At 51.4% G+C, this 17368-nt stretch carries 12 protein-coding genes; 3 read left to right on the top strand and 9 right to left on the bottom strand.

Going from position 1 to position 17368, the window contains the following annotated elements; all coding sequences use genetic code 11:
- Position 1: 1 nt before the first annotated feature.
- The 5 genes from P6M73_RS01815 to P6M73_RS01795 all read right to left on the bottom strand — a co-directional run bounded on the left by P6M73_RS01815 (position 2) and on the right by P6M73_RS01795 (position 3966).
- Positions 2-1021: an ATP--guanido phosphotransferase gene (locus P6M73_RS01815; RefSeq protein ID WP_277854455.1), complete on the bottom strand. Its 1020-nt coding sequence runs from the start codon at positions 1019-1021 to the stop codon at positions 2-4.
- The gene (locus P6M73_RS01810; protein WP_277854454.1) at positions 1011-1397 is read right to left on the bottom strand and encodes a UvrB/UvrC motif-containing protein; all 387 of its coding nucleotides are present in this window, start codon (positions 1395-1397) and stop codon (positions 1011-1013) included. The genes P6M73_RS01815 and P6M73_RS01810 overlap by 11 nt, the downstream gene beginning before the upstream one ends.
- A gap of 352 nt (positions 1398-1749) precedes the next feature.
- Entirely contained in the window at positions 1750-2679 is a 930-nt protein-coding gene (locus P6M73_RS01805; protein ID WP_277854453.1) for a PSP1 domain-containing protein, read from the bottom strand.
- A complete protein-coding gene (locus P6M73_RS01800) occupies positions 2679-3626 on the bottom strand; it encodes an AAA family ATPase (RefSeq protein WP_277854452.1) in 948 nt (315 codons plus the stop codon). Before P6M73_RS01800 ends, P6M73_RS01805 begins: the two co-directional genes overlap by 1 nt.
- A gap of 10 nt (positions 3627-3636) precedes the next feature.
- Complete coding sequence (locus P6M73_RS01795; protein ID WP_277854451.1) at positions 3637-3966, bottom strand: cyclic di-AMP receptor DarA; 330 nt, start codon at positions 3964-3966, stop codon at positions 3637-3639.
- Between the two features lie 232 nt (positions 3967-4198).
- On the opposite strand from P6M73_RS01795, the gene rsgA reads away from it, so the two are divergent.
- Complete coding sequence (gene rsgA / locus P6M73_RS01790; protein WP_277854450.1) at positions 4199-5254, top strand: ribosome small subunit-dependent GTPase A; 1056 nt, start codon at positions 4199-4201, stop codon at positions 5252-5254.
- Between the two features lie 554 nt (positions 5255-5808).
- The gene (locus P6M73_RS01785) at positions 5809-6780 is read left to right on the top strand and encodes a TIM barrel protein (RefSeq protein WP_277854449.1); all 972 of its coding nucleotides are present in this window, start codon (positions 5809-5811) and stop codon (positions 6778-6780) included.
- Between the two features lie 274 nt (positions 6781-7054).
- Here P6M73_RS01785 and P6M73_RS01780 read toward each other — a convergent pair whose 3' ends face one another.
- The 3 genes from P6M73_RS01780 to P6M73_RS01770 form a co-directional block, all read right to left on the bottom strand.
- Positions 7055-7786 carry a dTMP kinase gene (locus P6M73_RS01780; RefSeq protein ID WP_277854448.1) on the bottom strand — a complete coding sequence of 244 codons (732 nt, stop codon included), beginning with the start codon at positions 7784-7786 and terminating at the stop codon, positions 7055-7057.
- A gap of 3 nt (positions 7787-7789) precedes the next feature.
- The gene (locus P6M73_RS01775; protein WP_277854447.1) at positions 7790-9262 is read right to left on the bottom strand and encodes an aminotransferase class I/II-fold pyridoxal phosphate-dependent enzyme; all 1473 of its coding nucleotides are present in this window, start codon (positions 9260-9262) and stop codon (positions 7790-7792) included.
- A gap of 74 nt (positions 9263-9336) precedes the next feature.
- On the bottom strand, positions 9337-9828 hold the full coding sequence (locus P6M73_RS01770; RefSeq protein ID WP_277854446.1) for a hypothetical protein: 492 nt from the start codon (positions 9826-9828) through the stop codon (positions 9337-9339).
- Positions 9829-10085: 257 nt separating this feature from the next.
- On the opposite strand from P6M73_RS01770, the gene P6M73_RS01765 reads away from it, so the two are divergent.
- A complete protein-coding gene (locus P6M73_RS01765) occupies positions 10086-11030 on the top strand; it encodes a magnesium transporter CorA family protein (RefSeq protein WP_277854445.1) in 945 nt (314 codons plus the stop codon).
- Between the two features lie 949 nt (positions 11031-11979).
- Here the strand turns inward: P6M73_RS01765 and P6M73_RS01760 are convergent.
- Complete coding sequence (locus tag P6M73_RS01760) at positions 11980-16563, bottom strand: S8 family serine peptidase (RefSeq protein WP_277854444.1); 4584 nt, start codon at positions 16561-16563, stop codon at positions 11980-11982.
- Positions 16564-17368 lie beyond the last annotated feature (805 nt).

The following is a 17368-nucleotide window of genomic DNA, read 5'->3' as shown; positions in this document are numbered from 1 at the left end:
ATCAGGACAGCCTCCTTTTCATTTCATTTCGCAATATCGTCGCTCGCAGCAGATCCCGGTCCTTTTCCGGCATCAGCTCCGTCAGCCCCAGCTGGCGGTGCAGGTTTCCGGTCTGGACCCGGATGATCATCTCATCCACTGCGGCAGTAGTCAGTTCGTGAATAATTCCAGCTTCAATCCCCAGGCGAACGGTGGATAACCGCTCCAGGGCTTCCTTCGAACTCATCAGTCGAGCCTGGGACAGCACTCCGATGGAGCGGTAGATGCCATCTCTGGTCTCATCTCCCCTGCTTTCGATCAGCTTGGTCTGCTCCGCGGCTTCCATCACGAGGATACTGTCAATGGTTTCCTCGATGTTCTTCAGGATGAATTCTTCCGAGATGCCGAGTGTCACCTCATTGGAAATCTGATAGATGTTCCCCTCGGCCTGGGAGCCTTCGCCATAGATGCCCCGGATGGTCATGCCCATCTGGGCCAGTTTCTGAGCGATCAGCCCGATTCGGTCCTGCATGGTCAGAGCCGGCAGATGAACCATCACCGAGGCCCGCAGCGCTGTCCCCAGATTGGTGGGACAGGCCGTCAGGTAACCCAGCTGGTTGTCAAAGGCCCAGTTCAGCTTTTCTTCAAGTACCGTATCCAGCTGTTCGGCTTCTTCATAGAGTTCTTTGAGCCCTTTGCGGGAAGACATGGTCTGCAGCCGGATATGATCTTCTTCATTGATCATCAGCGATACATCCTCCGTCTGGTTGCAGATGAACGCGCCGATGTCGGCATGGTCAATGAGCTTGGATGAGACCAGATGCTTTTCAAACCAGAACAGAAGATCCAGTCCCCTCTCCTCCCACAGATGCCTCGTCCGGAACCCTTCAGCCAGTGGCTTGGAGACATAGAATGCCTCCTCCACCAGGTGAACCAGCTCTCTGGCGTTTTTCTGATCCAGGCGATGAGGAAACTGATACTGGCTCAGATTTCTGGCCAGCCGAATCCGGGAGGACAGTTTCAGCTTTAATTTATCCGTCATGGGACACCTCCTGATTCAGCAGTTCCGTCAGGGCGTTGATCTCATCGCGCAGCGTCGCTGCCCGTTCGAAATTCTCTGTCAGAACCGCCTCGGACAGATCCTGCCGCAGCAGGGTAATCCGGCGCCGGGACCTGGATTCCGGAGTGGTAGAAGCCGGAAACTTCCCCTCATGCTGGAGCGTAAACTGAACTTTGCGAATGGACGGAATCAGCTGATCCCGAAAAAAGCGATAGCAGACCGGACAGCCCAGCAGACCGGTTCGCCGATATTCTTCAAAGGTTGTGCCGCATCGCGGACACACCTTGCCGAGGGATTCCTGATCCCTTGAATGAAACAGATTATTTTCCAGTCTGACCCCCTCCTTCGCAGTTGGCACCACATACCCACATTATAGTCCCTGGCCTTACAGCCAACTCAGGACCGCCAGTTTATTCACACATTTGTCCCCAAAGATTAATAAACCACTTCAATCAGAACCAACATGAAAACTGCACGTATGTTCTGAAGTTACTTTTAGTATACAATGACCAGTTTAAAATTTCAATTCTGTCTTAATCAGTGAATCCTTTCCGTAGAGATCGGTCAGGTGGAACTCGTTCACGTGGAGATCGTTCACGTGGAGCTGAGTCTGATGAGATTATGAGCGTCTTATTGGGACAGATCGAGTCTTGGGATATGCAAAAGCACTCCGGTCATCGACTGGAGTGCCTGTTTGTGCAAAGTGATTGCTATTCAGCTTGTGGTTCCGGTGACGGTTCTCCGGCTTTTGGGTCTTTCTTGCGGGAAGCAGCTGTTTCCTCCGCGTCCGGTTTTGGTTCCTTCTTACCGGTGGAATTGTCTTCATAGCTTCCCTTAATCATCTCACATTCAGAAATCGGGAAAAACTCAATGACATCTTCGCCTTCGCCAAAGATCTTGACCTTGACCTGTTCCTTGATGGTTTTGTTCATCAGGACTTCGCCCCGACCCATTGGCGTGTTCACGATGCTGCCCTGACGGGGCAGGCGCTTGCGGATTTCTTCGTAAGTGTCCTGTTCGTACTTGAGACAGCACATCAGACGGCCGCAGATGCCGGAAATCTTCGTAGGATTGAGCGACAGATTCTGCTCCTTGGCCATCTTGATCGATACCGAGGTAAAGTCAGCCAGGAACGAAGAGCAGCACAGCGTGCGGCCGCAGGGTCCGATGCCGGATTTCATTTTGGCTTCATCCCGAACCCCGATCTGACGAAGTTCAATCCGGGTCCGGAATACAGACGCCAGATCTTTGACCAGGTCACGGAAGTCCACCCGGCCATCCGCCGTGAAATAGAAGATCACTTTATTCATATCGAAGGTGAATTCGACATCCACCAGTTTCATGTCCAACCCGTGGGCTTCGATTTTTGCCTTGCACACGATCATGGCTTCTTTTTCGCGAGCCTCGTTCCGGCGCGAACGCTCCAGATCCTCCGGGGTGGCCTTGCGCAGGATCGGTTTCAGTTCTCCCCGGACATCCTCCTGGGGAACCAGTTTTTTGGTCAGAGAGACAATGCCCAGTTCCACGCCCCGGGTTGTCTCCACGATTACGGCTTCATCCAGCTCCAGTTCCAGGTCCTTGGGATCAAAATAATAGATCTTCCCGGCCTTTTTGAAGCGGACACCGACTATATTTATCATTAAGTTTCCTCCACTAGTTGAAAAAGCGTATGATCCACCACGGTTTCCCGATTAATGTTGCGTCCAGGCTCCAACAGTCGTCCGGCACTTTCACACACTTCCACGATTCGGTTCAACCTGGCCATTGTATATCGTCCAGCCAGTGTTTTCATCCTCTCCATATTATACAGGAAGATCAGATTTTTGTAATCTTTACCTGTTTTCAGGCAGGCGAGATCCCGGACGGCAAGCAGCATTCCCTCCAGGAAACTTTCCGGTCCCTGTTCCAGGACTGCTTTATTCTGGCGGAGGATCGTCAGGGCGCTGCGGTCCTGCAGCGAGCGGACGGCAGCCAGGTTGGTCAGAAATTCCAGCACCTGGTCAAAGGCTGCCCGCCGGGCCGGATTTTTAATGAACTCATCGGCCTGCCCGGGAATTCCCCGGGCAATGGCGACCGCCTCATCCAGCGAAGGGCCGGACAGGCCGTACTGCTGAATGATGTAGCGTCTCATCTCTTCCCGGGACATTGGAAACAGCCGGTGGATGGCGCAGCGGGATCGAATCGTCGGCAGCAGATTATCCAGCGTTTTGGTCAGAAGAATAAAGAAAACACCGAAAGCCGGCTCTTCGATGGTCTTGAGCAGGGCGTTCTGAGCCTGCGTCGTCATCAGCTCGGCGTTATAGATCACGATGACCTTGCGGCTGCCTTCAAAGGGCATGACATTGGCTTCTCCGATGATGCGGCGCACTTCGTCCACGCCGATGGATTTCCCTTCCGGCCGCACCGGGATCATATCGACATAGTCCCGCACCGCGTCACTGTCCGGCCGCAGGATCAGTCCGGCCAGGCTTTTCGCCATCGGTGATTTGCCGATGCCGTCAGGTCCGACCAGAATATGGGAATGAGCGAGGGTGCCGCTTTTCGAGGCACCCCGCAAACTTTCTCTGATTTGTTCAAAACCAATCACTGGACTCCTCCTACACGCGGACGAAATTCTCCACGTCCACAACGAAGACGGTGGCACCACCTACCTCGATATCGACGGGATAGGGCACATAGACACCGGTGGTGGTAGATAAGGGTGAGGGATTGGAAACGATCTGATGTCTGGTTTTGCAGGTTTCTTCAATGATGGTCAGAACTTCCTGGACTTTTTCGTTCTCAACACCAATCATCATGGTGGTATTGCCGCTTCTCAGGAATCCGCCGGTGGAAGCCAGCTTGGTCACCCGGAATTCTTTGTCGGTCAGTTCATCCAGTAAATCCAATGCATCTTCGTCATTGACGATGGCGATGACAAGTTTCATGTGTTGCCCTCCTTATATGATGAAATCAATCGTTGTGCTGTTAATTTGTTCTTTCATTCATTATAACGCATATTGCGCCCTTTTGGCACGGAGCGCTATAATCAAAAGGAACGAACCCATGGAAGGAGAGATGTTTTATGAGAGAACTTAATTTTGCAGCGAGGTACAGCCAGAACTGACCCTTCCGTCGCTTCACGGAAGGCTCGTGCGGGACTTTTAGTGAAGGAGATTCATGACGAACCATTTAAATGATCTGGGGTTTACGCCCCAATTACTGGAACAGTGGCACGGACAAGGGCAGCCCGGACGGATTTCCGGCGAGACCCACGGCCTGTTCCGAATTTTGACCGCCGACGGCGAAATCACAGGCCGGCTGCCGGGCCGCACCGCCCGGGCACTGGTCGGAACCCTGGACCATCCGGTCACCGGTGACTTTGTTTTGGTGGATGAGGATAACATGATCCGGGACATCGCACCGCGAACCAGTCTCATGACCCGGGGAGACAGCTTTTCAGCCAGTCTGACCGAAGGTCTGGTGGCCAACTGCGACTATGTTTTTGTCGTGATCAGCCTGAACCAGGATTTCCATGAACGGAAAATCCGCCGGTTCCTGATTATGGCAGCCAGCTCGGATTCGACCCCTGTCCTGATCCTGACCAAAGCAGACTTGAACAGCTCCGCGGAGAATGAAGCCTATCTATCGACTGCCAGAGAGCTCTGGCCAGGGACTATTCTGGTCACCCGGCAGGACGAAACCGGCAGCTACCAACCGATCCTTGATCTGCTCCGGGGCGGCAAAACCGGCGCTCTGCTGGGCGCCTCCGGCGTCGGGAAATCCACGCTGATCAACCACCTCCTCGGAAACGAACGAATGAAGGTATCCGGCATCCGCAATTCAGATGATCAGGGCCGACATACTACGACCCATCGGGAGATTATCCTCATCCCAGGCTATGGCTGTCTGATTGACACCCCCGGCCTGAGACGGATTGATCTGATTGACGACGGACAAGCCGTCGAAGCGGTTTATGGCAACATTGCCGCCTGGATGAAGCAATGCCGCTTCACCGACTGCAGTCACACCACCGAACCCGGCTGCGCCGTCCAGGCGGCCATCCAGCGCGGTGACCTCACCGAGGCCGAGCTGGAAGACTTTCGGACCATGCAGAAGGAAGCCATGCTGTATGAACGGAAAATGCGCCAGCGGGAAAAAGAGCGGATTAAACGAACAACCCATCAGAAAACCGCAAAGCCCCGGCAGCGTTCCTGGAACGAGCAGGAATGGTAGACTAACGCAAAAAGCCATCGGTCCTTACAGACCTGATGGTGTCCTGACATGCAAAAACGCCGAGATCCGTCAGCCCCTGGGCATTCGACGGGTTCCGGCGTTTTTTTTATGTCAGGCGGCGACACCCATTCCTCCCTGTATCTTCCGGTATGGGAATTCGACTGTTTCCTTTGGACAATATCCGTTATTCTCTGGTTATTATCCAGATGATTTGGCTTTGTTCTTTGACTTGACCTTCGTCTTTGAACTTTATGTTTGAGCTTCTTCTTCGTCTTTGGTCTCTGAGCTTCATCCCTGATCTTGGTCTGTGAGCTTCATCTCTGAGCATTGTCTTTGAGCATGGTCTTATTGCTTGGTCTTATTGCTTGGTCTTTGCGATATCCCTTTGATTTCTCGTCTTGCTTCTGGTACCGGCAGCAGCGGATGACTGATCTGTTATCAAAGGATTCACAGAAAAATCATTGTCATACCGAACTGATTGGGTTAAGGTAGAAAAGATGTTTTACTTGTTATTTTTATCCCGTACAAACCCTGCCATGAAAGGATAGCTTCCCATGAAGATCATGACCAATTACCCTGTATATCCCAACTGTCTGGACTCCTTCGGTTCCATGGAAGGGCTTCGTGAGGCCTGCACCCGGATGGGACTGGACGGACTGGAAATCATCTGGGGAGATCCGACGATTCCACCACCGCCGTTTGACCAGCAGCTGACCGTGGGTTATCATCTTCCCTTCTGGCATGACTGGGTTGATTTCTGGCGGGGTGATCAGAAAAGGCTCCTGTCCAAATTTGGGACGAGGGAGGCCATCCGGTCATTTTACGGCAGCGAGGATCCGCAGGTTCTCATCCGGCACTATGAGCGCGAAATGGAACGAGCCGCCTCTCTCGGCGCAGAGTATGTGGTGTTCCACGTATCGGATGTATCCCTTGAGGAAGGCTATACCTACCAGTGGCAGCATAGCGACCGGGAAGTCATTGATGCTTCCCTGGAAGTGATCAACGCCCTGGCCGGCAGGCGGCCGTGGCCTTTTGCCATACTGGTGGAAAACCAATGGTGGCCGGGCTTTACTTTTACCAATCCGGATCTGACCGCCTATTTACTGGAAGGAATTCAACACCGGAACAAAGGCATCCTGCTTGACACCGGTCATCTATTGAATACCAACCCGGCACTGCGCGATGAACCGCAGGCGATCCGCTACCTCCATGACATGCTGAACCGCCACGAGCAGATTGTTCCGATGATCCGTGGCATCCACCTGCACCAGTCATTGTCCGGCGAATATGTCCGAACCAATACCGGCTCTCTCCCGCCCGACCTGGCGCAGGATTATTTCCAGCGCTTTGCCCAGACCTATCTCCATGTCCTCCAAATCGACCGGCACGAACCCTGGACCCATCAGGGCATCGGCGAAGTCATCCGCCGGATTGCCCCGGAATGGCTCACGCATGAACTTTCGGCACCCTTTCCCCAGGACCGCGAAGCCGCCGTCCTGCTCCAGAGTCGTGCCCTGGGACGGTGAATTCGAAAGTAGGACTGTGAACGCCTTTGAAAGTCCGGCTAAGTCTGATCCGCCGATATTGAGTCCCGCGGTTTGACTCCCGAAACTCCATCAATTCCAGGCGACATGAAAAACCTCCTGATGCCGGTTTGTGCAGGCCACAAATCAGCGTCAGGAGGTTTTTTTCTTTGATTCATTTCGGATGCTGCGACTGCTTCCGCCATTCCCTGTAGTCTGGCTATAAACGGATTCACCCACCAGGAAAACCGGATGCATCGAGAATCGATTCGACTCGCTACCGGCCCTCACCGGTCGGATCTGTCCGGTCCTGAACCGCTGAACGTTGCAGCCGCTGAATTCGATTCAGTGCCTTTTCAAGAATTTCAGCGCCGATTTCTTCGATGGATCTCATGGTGCCCTCGTGAACGCAGTCGATTTTTTCCCAGTGATATTTCTTTGCCACATAATTGGCGGCATCATAGGATTCCAGGAGGTGTTCCCGGCTGGCTTCATGGATGTCCTGCACTTCGCCGCCGGTGATTTTGTTCTTGCGGGACTGGACGATCTGCTGCTGAAATTCAGGAGGAACATCGAGAAAGAACACCAGATCAGGCACCGGAATGCCATAGAGGCGGAACTCAAAATCATACAGCCATTCCAGGAAACGGTCCCGTTCCGTCAGATCCTGTATCTTCCCGGCCTGATGAACCATATTGGCTGTTGTGTATCGGTCAGCCAGCACAATGCCGCCTTTTTGGTAATGAGCCCGCCAGGCACCGGTCATCCAGGAGGCATAGCGGTCAGCCGCGAAAAAAGTAGAAGCCTGATAGGCTGTGATGTCTTTCGGATCCTGACTGAATTCACCCATCAAATACATCTTCACTAAAACCGATGATCTGGACTCATAATCCGGAAACCGGATCTCCATGACATCATAGCCGGCCTGTTTCAGATTTTTATTCAGAAGATCGGACTGTGTCTGTTTCCCAGAACCGTCAACCCCTTCTATGGCAATCAGTATTCCCATGAACTACTCCTCCACACATTTCAATTGATTCTCAATCAGTCCCAGGATTTCGATGTCGTTTGCCTTTAGCTGCTTCAGGTACCGGATCATGGCTTCGTCAATCACTTCCCCCGGAAGCAGAACCGGAACCCCCGGCGGGTAAGGAATCACCTGTTCCTGCGCGATTCGTCCGCAGGCTTCATCCAGCAGGACGTCCTGTCCCCTGTCCCCCGCCTGCCAGGGCAGGCAATGCTGCCTGGGCCGGGGAATGTGGTCGATGGCTGCTTTTGACCAGACCTGGGACTCCCGTTCTGGCTGGGCGCTGATTTTGCTCAGCAGTTCATCCAGCTTAATCAGACATTCCCTGATCCACTGAATTTCCTCCGGACTGTTGGATGGACTGAGCATCAGCAGAACGGAATGCTGATCGTGCATCTCAGGAAAAATCCCCTGCCCTTCCAAAAACTGTTCCATGAAGTTCCCCTGCTCCGCATGCACCAAAAGCAGCTTCCATGGATCCATTCGATAACCGGTCAGTTCCGGATTGACAGTCAGGGATTGATAGTCCCGGGCCGAAAATACGGGGGGATCGAGATATCGTCCGGCCTCCACCTCCTCCACTGAACTTTCAATAGATTCCATGATGAGGTAGGAGGGGCTGGTTGTCTGAAACATATTGCTGTATTTTTGAATCGCCGGCCGCAAGTCAGGGCGGTTGGAAAGGATCAGCGCCCCCTGATTCAGGCAGGCCAAAGATTTGTGGGTACTGATAACCATGGCGTCACAGGACCGGTAAAAATCGTGAAACTGATCCATTCCGGCCAGGGCGGCTCCGTGAGCCGCATCGAGGATCAGAACCGCGTCGGCCTCATGGACGACCCGGTAAATCGCTTCGATGTCACTGACCAGTCCCTTATAGGAAGGCATGGTTAAAAGGACGCCTTTCGCCTGGGGGTGCTCTTCCAGAGCTTCCCTAATCGCTTTTGAATCCTGCGGCAGGCTGCTGCCCCGGGCGTCCTGTTTGGGCCACAGGTACACCGGCCGTAGTTTTCGGAGGACCAGGGCATTGTACACACTCTTATGGCAGTTGCGCTCCACCAGGATTTCATCCCCCTCTTCAAAAAAACTGAAGACCAGGGTCAGATTGCCTGAAGTCGATCCGTTGACCAGATACCTGGCGTCAGCTACTCCGTAAATCCGGGCGGCTTCCCGTTCAGCTTCCCGCAGGATTCCCTTGGGCTGCTGCAGATTATCCGCGCCTGGCAGCTCCGTCACATCATGTGCTCCGTCAACCGCCAGCCTGCCTTTATGGCCGGGCATGGTGCCGCGAACCTTTATCCTTACGTTGAGCTCATTCAGAGCCTGTTTTATACTTCCCATATCATCACCATGTCCATTATACCGTGAAATGACAAAGCACAGTTCGCCAACCGGGAACTTGTGCTTTGTCATTTTTGATTCTATTTCATTGATGCTTCGAATTTCGCCTCGCTGCATAGAGGCTGTTTCCCTGTGTTACGACTGCATCGGATCAGACTTAACCTGAAATTTGAACTGCTTGTGCCGGCTTTTTAATGCTGCGAAAGGCTAAGCTGCTTCAATTCTTTCTGAATGGCCTTGGCCAGTCGATCACTGGGCCGGATAATTACGGAGCGGTTCTTTTCATTCGCTTTGTAGTTGAGTTCATAGGAATGATGGATCAGGCAAGTTGTATCCTTGCCGATGCAGTTCAGTTTCCGAACGAAGGATACGGGTTGGAACGAGATGATCTGATTCAGATGAATCCGATCCTGCACTTTCTTTCGTCCGGCCCTCACTTCCTGAATGATCAGTTCGTCCTGAACCAGGGAGTATTTCATCTGTTTTTTCGAACTGTGGATGATTCGAACCGTCAATGCCAGAAACAGCACAAAAAGCATTCCATCTACCAGCGTTACCAGCCGGCCTACGGCATTCTGCCGGGTCCAGGAGGATACCATGATCAGCATAAGCGCCAGGGCCAACAGACCCGCGATAAACGGCAGCTTGCGCCGTTGAATTTTTTCCTGATAATAAAGTGACATGTCATTGCTCCTTCTGTCTACCCAATAAGTCGTGTATTGATGTTCAGACAACCAATTATACTTCTTATCCAACAAGTTTCCAACGAGATCTGACGGCAAAATCCGGTCGATTCCCTGTAAATAGCTTGCTGTTAGGCTTATAATAGGGAATAGAGACTCAAGGCTTCTATCTCCGCCCGTTTTGATTGATTATCAGCGTTGACTGATTCTTCGAAACGGTCGGATCGGAAAATGAATGAGAAACGAGGTGAAGATCATTGATCAGAATTTATAAAAGCACATCCATTGAAGACAATAAACTGATCGAGTTGACTGCCATTGAACCAGGCTGCTGGATTAATATTACCGCCCCAAAAGAACAGGAACTGATGCTGGTATCCAAGCGCACCGGAGTTCCCCTGGAATTTATGCGGGCCGCCATGGATGACAATGAGACATCCCGCATCGACTCCGAGGATCAGACCCTGATGTTCCTGGTGGATATTCCATTCACTGAAACGGAGGAAAACTCTCTGACCTATGATACCTACCCTCTGGCGATTATTCATACGGCGGATTATCTAATCACCGTATGCCTGAAAGATTCCAAGATTCTGCAGGATTTCTCCAATGAGAAGATCCGCACTTTCTATACCTTTAAGAAATCCCGCTTCATCCTGCAGATTCTGCAGCGGATTTCAGCCTACTATCTGATCTTTTTGCGCCAGATCGACAAAAAGAGCGTCATGGTGGAAAAACGGCTCTACAAGTCCCTGAAGAACCGGGAACTCATCCATATGCTGTCCCTGCAAAAATCCCTGGTCTATTTCACCACCTCCCTCAAGTCCAACGAGGTGACGCTTGACAAGATGCTGAAACTGGAGCTGATGAAGCGATACGAAGAAGACCACGAACTGCTGGAAGACGTCATCATCGAGAATCGCCAGGCTATCGAAATGGCTACCATCTACGGCGACGTTCTGGCCGGCACCATGGATGCCTTCGCTTCAGTCATCTCCAACAACCTGAATATCGTCATGAAGTTCCTGGCGGCCATCACCATCATGATGACCGTGCCTCAGATCATCTCCGGCTACTTCGGCATGAACACCGGAGGTCTGCCCTTCTCAGAAAGTCCCAACGGGACTCTGATCATCACCGTGATCATGCTGGCAGCCACCGTCTTTACCGGATTGTTCCTTAGCAAGCGGGATATGTTCTAGTACACCACTCCCTTGCTTCGGACAATTTCATATGAAAATCAAAAGCCCCTGAATGAATCGTGACAAGCAAGATTCATTCAGGGGCCTTTTTGTGATTATGTGACTATGGAGACACCATGCTGAATTGAACATGACCAGCCATAATCCTGCCTAGTAACAGGGAGATGTTCCTTTGATCTGCGACAGGCTTTCCATATTTTAATGATTGCACAGTGGATGCAACAGTATATTCTGAGGCCTGTTCTACCTTAATGACTTCGAATAAACCAACTTCTGTACTTTTGTTCTTCATCTGGTGAAAATTTGTCGATCCGTCGTTTTATAATCCATCGATGCTAATATCTTGTCTATTAGATTGTACCGGACAAAGAACATTGACCTGAATTTTGCTCAATTAAAACTCTGTGCTTCGAAGAATTCGCCCAGAGTACTCGGGTCATTCGAACCATCCGGAACAGACTCAGAGGCTGCGAAGCAACCTTGGTGCATACTATTGCCATTAAGTCGACTTGCCATAGAATAATGTCCCTCAGTGGGCGATTCCGTATGAGGCTTTCATGGCTTGCGAGGCGGATCCAAACCAAGTTTCGATGCCATCATTATCCATTTGGACCGGAAGCGAAAAATACCCTGGGAAGATGAATCAGTGCGATGATCTTCCCAGGGTATTTTAAATTGTAAGGGATCAGGGTTAATGGAGGCGCCATCCGGAATTGCACACGGAGTATGGAAGCCTTGCGGGCTTCTGCCTTACTACTTGGCTATGGCGCCATAATTTGCCTCACCAAGAAAGTATACCATGTTACTCTGATTTGTCAAGCGGATCGAAAATCACTATCTGTTGCTGTGAAGCTTCCGAAACGGTTCAAAAATTGACCAGTTAGTTCAGTTGCTCCCCTTCATGAAAAAGGCCCGGAAGCGATGCTTCCGGGTCCTTTAAGATGTTTAGTTAGTTCAGCAGCAGTTCGATTTCTGCTCTGACTGCTTCTGTGATGGCCAGATTGCCGCCCAGAACATAGGCTTTGTTCGGATTGACCGATTCAATGTATGCCTTGGTTTCAGCGTTCAGTTCATCTGCAGGAGTGATCAGGAGCGGAGCGTTGTACTTGTTGCTGAGGCCGGCTGCTGACAGGGCATCGTAGGGCTTGAGGCCATTGGTCACGATGACGCTGGTCGGGTCAGCATAGAACTTATTGGCAATGGCAACAGCCGTTGCGTAGCGGGTAGCTCCTGCCACACGTTCAACCGTGATGCCCTTTGCCTTCAGATCATCTTCAGCCGCAGTTGTCTCGACTTTCGTTCCTCCCAGAAGGATGGCGGATTTAACGCCTTCCAGGGAAGCTTCGATCATGGCATTGGATTTTCCGTCATTCAGAAGGATGCCAACGCCCATCTTACCGGCGGCTGCACCCATGGTGAGTGCGTCAAAAACAGTGGATCCGTTGGCAATGACGGCCTTGTCGGACACTCTGGAGATATCGCGGACTTTTCGGTCAACCTTCACAGAAGTTTCGTAACGGGTGGCACCGCCAAGGCGTTCCACATCCAGACCGAGAGCCTCAACTGCTTCTTCCGTTGCCTGAGAAACCACGAGGTCTCCGCCGATGATCATGGCATTGGTTGCACCAAGGCGCTTGATTTCAGCCGTCAGAGCATTGGTCAGACCAGCTTTTCCAGTCAGCAGAACCGGAGCCTGCAGGCGAATGGACAGCGGTCCGGCCAGCAGAGAGTCAGTTGCGGATTCGCCGCTGACCAGGATGACCCAGTCTGCGCGATCAAAGGCTTTCTTGCTGACTTCGATGGAGGTCAGATAACGGGTGTCGCCTTCAATTCGAACCGCGTTTTCAACTTTTTCCTCACGGACGACCTCGACCGTTTTCTCGGTCTTGTGTCCGAGAGCATCTTCCACTACGAAATTGAACGTATTGACGCCCACTTTCAGAGCAACTTCATGGGACATGGTCTTGGTAACTTTTTCAATCTTCTGGTTAAATCCGTCATAGGTGAAGATTTCTTCATTGTTGAGCTTCAAACGCAGGAAGGGGAGTTCGTCACTCATGGTGACATCAAGAACTGCCTTGTCGGAAGCAGCGTCGCGATCCTGTACCTGGACATCCAGTTCAGGCGCTCCGTTATCAACATAGATCCAGCGGATTAAGGAGTCTTCGGTGCCATCCTTAGCTCTGACAAGGAGCTTCAGGGAGCGGAAACCGGGATCCATCTGGATGGTGGTATCAATTTTCCAGTGCGGTCCAACGTAAATTGGAGGTGCTTCCGGATCATTGGGATTCGGAACCGGACCGTTTTCTACGAATTCACCGACCTGATCGTAAGTCTTGGACTCGGTGATCAGCTGGATCGTATCCATGTACTGAACATCCAGTACGTATGCGGTAACATGGACATCTGTTGTTTCAGAAATTTCAGTAGGTTCAAGCCAGAGCATGAACGGAGAATATTCTTCCTGGGGATAATCCTGAGTCTTAACGGTTGTGACTCCTTCATTCAGCAGATTGTCATAGGCATAAATGTAGAGTTCGAACACTTCATCGCCACGCAGTGCGGCAACATCTACGGAATATTTGTTGTCATCGGTTTTTTCGACTTCAATATCCTTGCTGTTGTCAGTCTGGGAATTGGAAACGATGAACTGAGCTACTCCGACACCGCGATCTTCCGGACCATCGGTGGCTTCAAAGGTCAGTGTGTCGCCTTCCAGTTTGACATTCTTGACAACCGGTGCGCTGTAATCAACCAGAATCGGAACCAGCTTCACCTGGTCAACAGCCTTTTCGTAGTTGATGGTACCTCTCATCTCGTAGAAGTATTTTCCTTCCGGGATGTAGCCATCCTGGAGTTTGCCGTTCCACTCGCCTTCAGCCAGGTTTGTGTAGGGGACAAATCCTGGACGATACAGCAGGGCAACCTTGTTGACGAAGGTGGTTGAACCGATCTTGAAGATCGGAGCCTTGTTCTCATCAAGGATCGAGAAGCTGAATTTCTCTGCGTTGCGCAGGAAGCTCAGCTGCGGGCTGACATCGCCGGTTCCCAGCAAAGTGGAGGCGAAAGTGCCGGGATTGAGTTCGATGCGGTTATTCTTATGCAGGAAGTAGTCATCCTGAACTTCGGAATATCCAAACAGTGCGGAGGATTCGAAGAAGGATGGTCCATCCGGATCTTCGGCCGGATAGGGATAGAAGTTATCCAGGATCTGCGGCTTGTTCCAGTCTCCGTAGAAGCCCATGAAGGGAACGGTGGTGGTTCTGCCGTTGTTGTCGGTCATGACAACAAACCCTTCGATAAACTGCTCGGTTTCGATGGCATCCTCGGAGAAATCAACATGCAGATTGACTGCTTTCTTCGCGCCGCCGGCCAGGGAGAATTCCTTGGTTCCAGTCACGGTTGCTTTGACTTCTCTGGACAGTTCGGTGTAGGAACCATCCTCGATATCATCGGTGATGACATATACTTTCGATGTGTAGGACAGTTCGTCCTGGCCAAAGTTCTCAACCGTCAGGTTCAGGTCAAACGCTTTGTTCGGAACTTCCTTGAGTTCGATTTTTGCTTCTTTGGTGGTCGGGTGGTATGCCAGTGTTCTGGTTTCCACCGCATTTTCCAGGTCCATCAGACCGGCTCCCTGTACTCTCGGGCTGCGGGCAGCACCGCCAAAAAACAGAACTTTTGCGGAGTTCATCATCAGGTTCTTGGTGAGTGAGGATTTATCCAGCTTGGAAAGATCCTTGAACGCTTCGCTGCTGTTGATGTAGCCTTTGACCACGGCAGATCCGCCGGCAACGTGCGGCGTAGCCATGGAGGTACCGGACATCAGACCATAGGTGCCATCATTCTGTGTGGAATTAATGGACTGACCCGGGGCGGAAATTTCCGGCTTCAGGCGCAGATCATTGGTGGGACCCCAGGTGGAGAAGGAAGCCATCTGAATGGTGGGCGTCTCTACCGGAGTAGCGGAGAACTTGATCTTTTTCGCTGCCAGAGCGACTAAGTCGGCACCCGTTGCCTTATCGGCAAACAGGTAGGGGATGGTGGCATTTTCGCCGCCGGCCATGCTGATCAAGTCTCCATCGGAATGGTTATAGATGATCAGAGCGACCGCACCGGCCGCCTGAGCGTTCGCCAGCTTGTCAATGAAGTTCGGTGTACCGCCGCCTCTGGAGACTACGGCAACCTTGCCTGCCACATTAGCTGATGCGTACTCTGCGGGCGAACCGTAGCCGGCAATGGCAAAGTCCATTTCCGTATCACCGAACACATCCACTGGATGTGGGCTAAGTTCAGCGGGCAGTATCGTCTTCTTCTGAGCACCGGCAGTGCTGGTGTACTCAGCAAAGGTTTCTTCCCACTTCTGGGGTGTTTTGTCGGTTGCGGCTACTACAAAGCTTTCCCGGGTAACAGCAGGAGTTGACATCAGACCCTGGTCAGGAATCCAGGAAGCCGCGGTGCGGCCGGTGCCCTCCGTCATGTTGCGGTCATTTCCCGCAGCGATGGCTACTACAACGCCTGAATTTCTGGCATTGACCACAGCCTTGTCCAGAGCGCTTTCAGTCCAGGTGGTGAAGCCGTTGGCTGCTCCCAGGGACAGGTTGAAGGCATCTGCTCCAAGCATGACGCCGTCTTCCATAGCCTTGATGTAGATATCATCAAAGGTGGTGGAGAGGAGCGGGTCATTGGAGAAAACTCTCAGGGCTAGCAGCTGAGCTTCAGGGGCAACGCCCTTGATCTCACCGTTGGCACCGATGGTTCCGGCTACGTGCTGACCGTGGCTTTCGCCCGACTCGTAGATTGTATTGTTCTGGTCATAGTAGTTGTAGGCATAAGGGAACTTTTCACTAATGTATCTGCCTTTCAGATTCATTAATGCGGCGCTGTTCTCCTTGATCTTAGCTTTCTCCGGATTTGTGAGAACAAAATCCGGATGGGAGGTGTCAAATCCGGAGTCGATGACTCCGACGACAAGACCCTCGCCTGTATAATCCAGGTCCCAGGCATACGGTGCGTTCACCGCGCCGACAGACTTGGTCATGAATGGCTCCGGTCTGGAGTATTCATGGGATACATAGACATTAACAACTCCCGGAAGGGACTTGAGGGTTTCCATGTCTTTGCGCAATACTTTGGCACTGGCTCCGTTGAACACCTGACGGAACGTATCTAATTTCTTGAACTCAATTCCCTTGCTGGAAACTGCCTTGAAGAAGGTGGACTGTTCCGCAGCGATTTTGCTCAGTGAACTGGTGCCTGATTTGAATAATGAGACCTTGTTCGGCTGAGTAGCGAATTCTACGATGACACGCAGTTCTTCATTGGGATCAACTTTTTCTGGCTTCTCCCGATCAAGCTCATCCCTGCGATACTTCTCAGCCAGTTTGCTGATACGATCCGCTGCCTGAACTTTTTCAGGGCTTTTCGGAGTTGGATTGGTGGATTCTGCACGTGCAGTGATGGCACCCCCCGGTACCACGATACTGAGTGCAAGGACGGTCGACAAGATTCGTTTGAATAGATTTTTCTTCATCATGACTCCTTGTTTTCTGTAGTGAGTTGTATGAAACGACGGCAGAAAGCAAGCAACAATCGTATTCCGCACAGGCCTACGAAAAACTACCCCTATTCGTTTTGTTGCAGCTTGCCATAAGTTCAGGCGACGGTCTGGGCGGCCAAAGCTATGACCGCATCCGGAATGCGACGGCGGCTCCCACGAACTTGCGCTGTGATACGCGGTGCGACGGGAAAAGAAACAAACAGCTATACCATAAGGACGTTGGATTTGATTATTGCCGCAACCTGAGCCATTGTCAGATTTCCGCAATAAACCGATTCAAGTCCCTCAGGAAACACAGGATGTTGCTGAAGTTCTGCCGAGACCAATTTATGGTTTTAAGGCATTAGAAACGTCATCAACAAATTCATATTTTTCATCGAAAATAAAATCCAATGCCTAAACCAACAACCAGATTCATTTCGCTGTGTAAAATGTTCGATCATTGTCACACCAACAAATCCCGAACTATTAAGTCGATATGAAATAATAATTGGTATGCCCATGAAGTTAGGTTGAGTCCAATGAAATTGTTTACTGGATAGTTTGATGCCCATCAATCGAATCATTCAATCTTGTTCATACTTCATCAGTATACCATGAAGAGCCGCCTTGGAGGTGATTGTTTACTGCAGAGCCAGTTCAGATTTTGTTTTTTTCATAATAGAGTCCAACTATTCTCCCAGGGATTTCTGACACGTCTGTCCCGGGAATGCCTCTCCGATTCCATTCTATTGTCCATATCGCTAAGGCCTTTCTGCGACTCATGCTGGAACTCCTG

The sequence above is a fragment of the Anaerococcoides asporogena genome, from assembly GCF_029590275.1.
In the GTDB taxonomy this organism is placed as follows: Bacteria; Bacillota; Clostridia; order Clostridiales; family Clostridiaceae; genus JG1575.
Note: the sequence above shows the minus strand (reverse complement) of the source record. Positions and strands in the feature narration are given on the sequence as shown.

Coding starts and splice junctions, on each gene's coding strand:
- P6M73_RS01815 (WP_277854455.1), bottom strand. CDS start 1,021: ATGACGGATAAATTAAAGCTGAAACTGTCCTCCCGGATTCGGCTGGCC.
- P6M73_RS01805 (WP_277854453.1), bottom strand. CDS start 2,679: ATGATAAATATAGTCGGTGTCCGCTTCAAAAAGGCCGGGAAGATCTAT.
- P6M73_RS01795 (WP_277854451.1), bottom strand. CDS start 3,966: ATGAAACTTGTCATCGCCATCGTCAATGACGAAGATGCATTGGATTTA.
- rsgA (WP_277854450.1), top strand. CDS start 4,199: ATGACGAACCATTTAAATGATCTGGGGTTTACGCCCCAATTACTGGAA.
- P6M73_RS01785 (WP_277854449.1), top strand. CDS start 5,809: ATGAAGATCATGACCAATTACCCTGTATATCCCAACTGTCTGGACTCC.
- P6M73_RS01780 (WP_277854448.1), bottom strand. CDS start 7,786: ATGGGAATACTGATTGCCATAGAAGGGGTTGACGGTTCTGGGAAACAG.
- P6M73_RS01775 (WP_277854447.1), bottom strand. CDS start 9,262: ATGCAGCGAGGCGAAATTCGAAGCATCAATGAAATAGAATCAAAAATG.
- P6M73_RS01770 (WP_277854446.1), bottom strand. CDS start 9,828: ATGTCACTTTATTATCAGGAAAAAATTCAACGGCGCAAGCTGCCGTTT.
- P6M73_RS01760 (WP_277854444.1), bottom strand. CDS start 16,563: ATGAAGAAAAATCTATTCAAACGAATCTTGTCGACCGTCCTTGCACTC.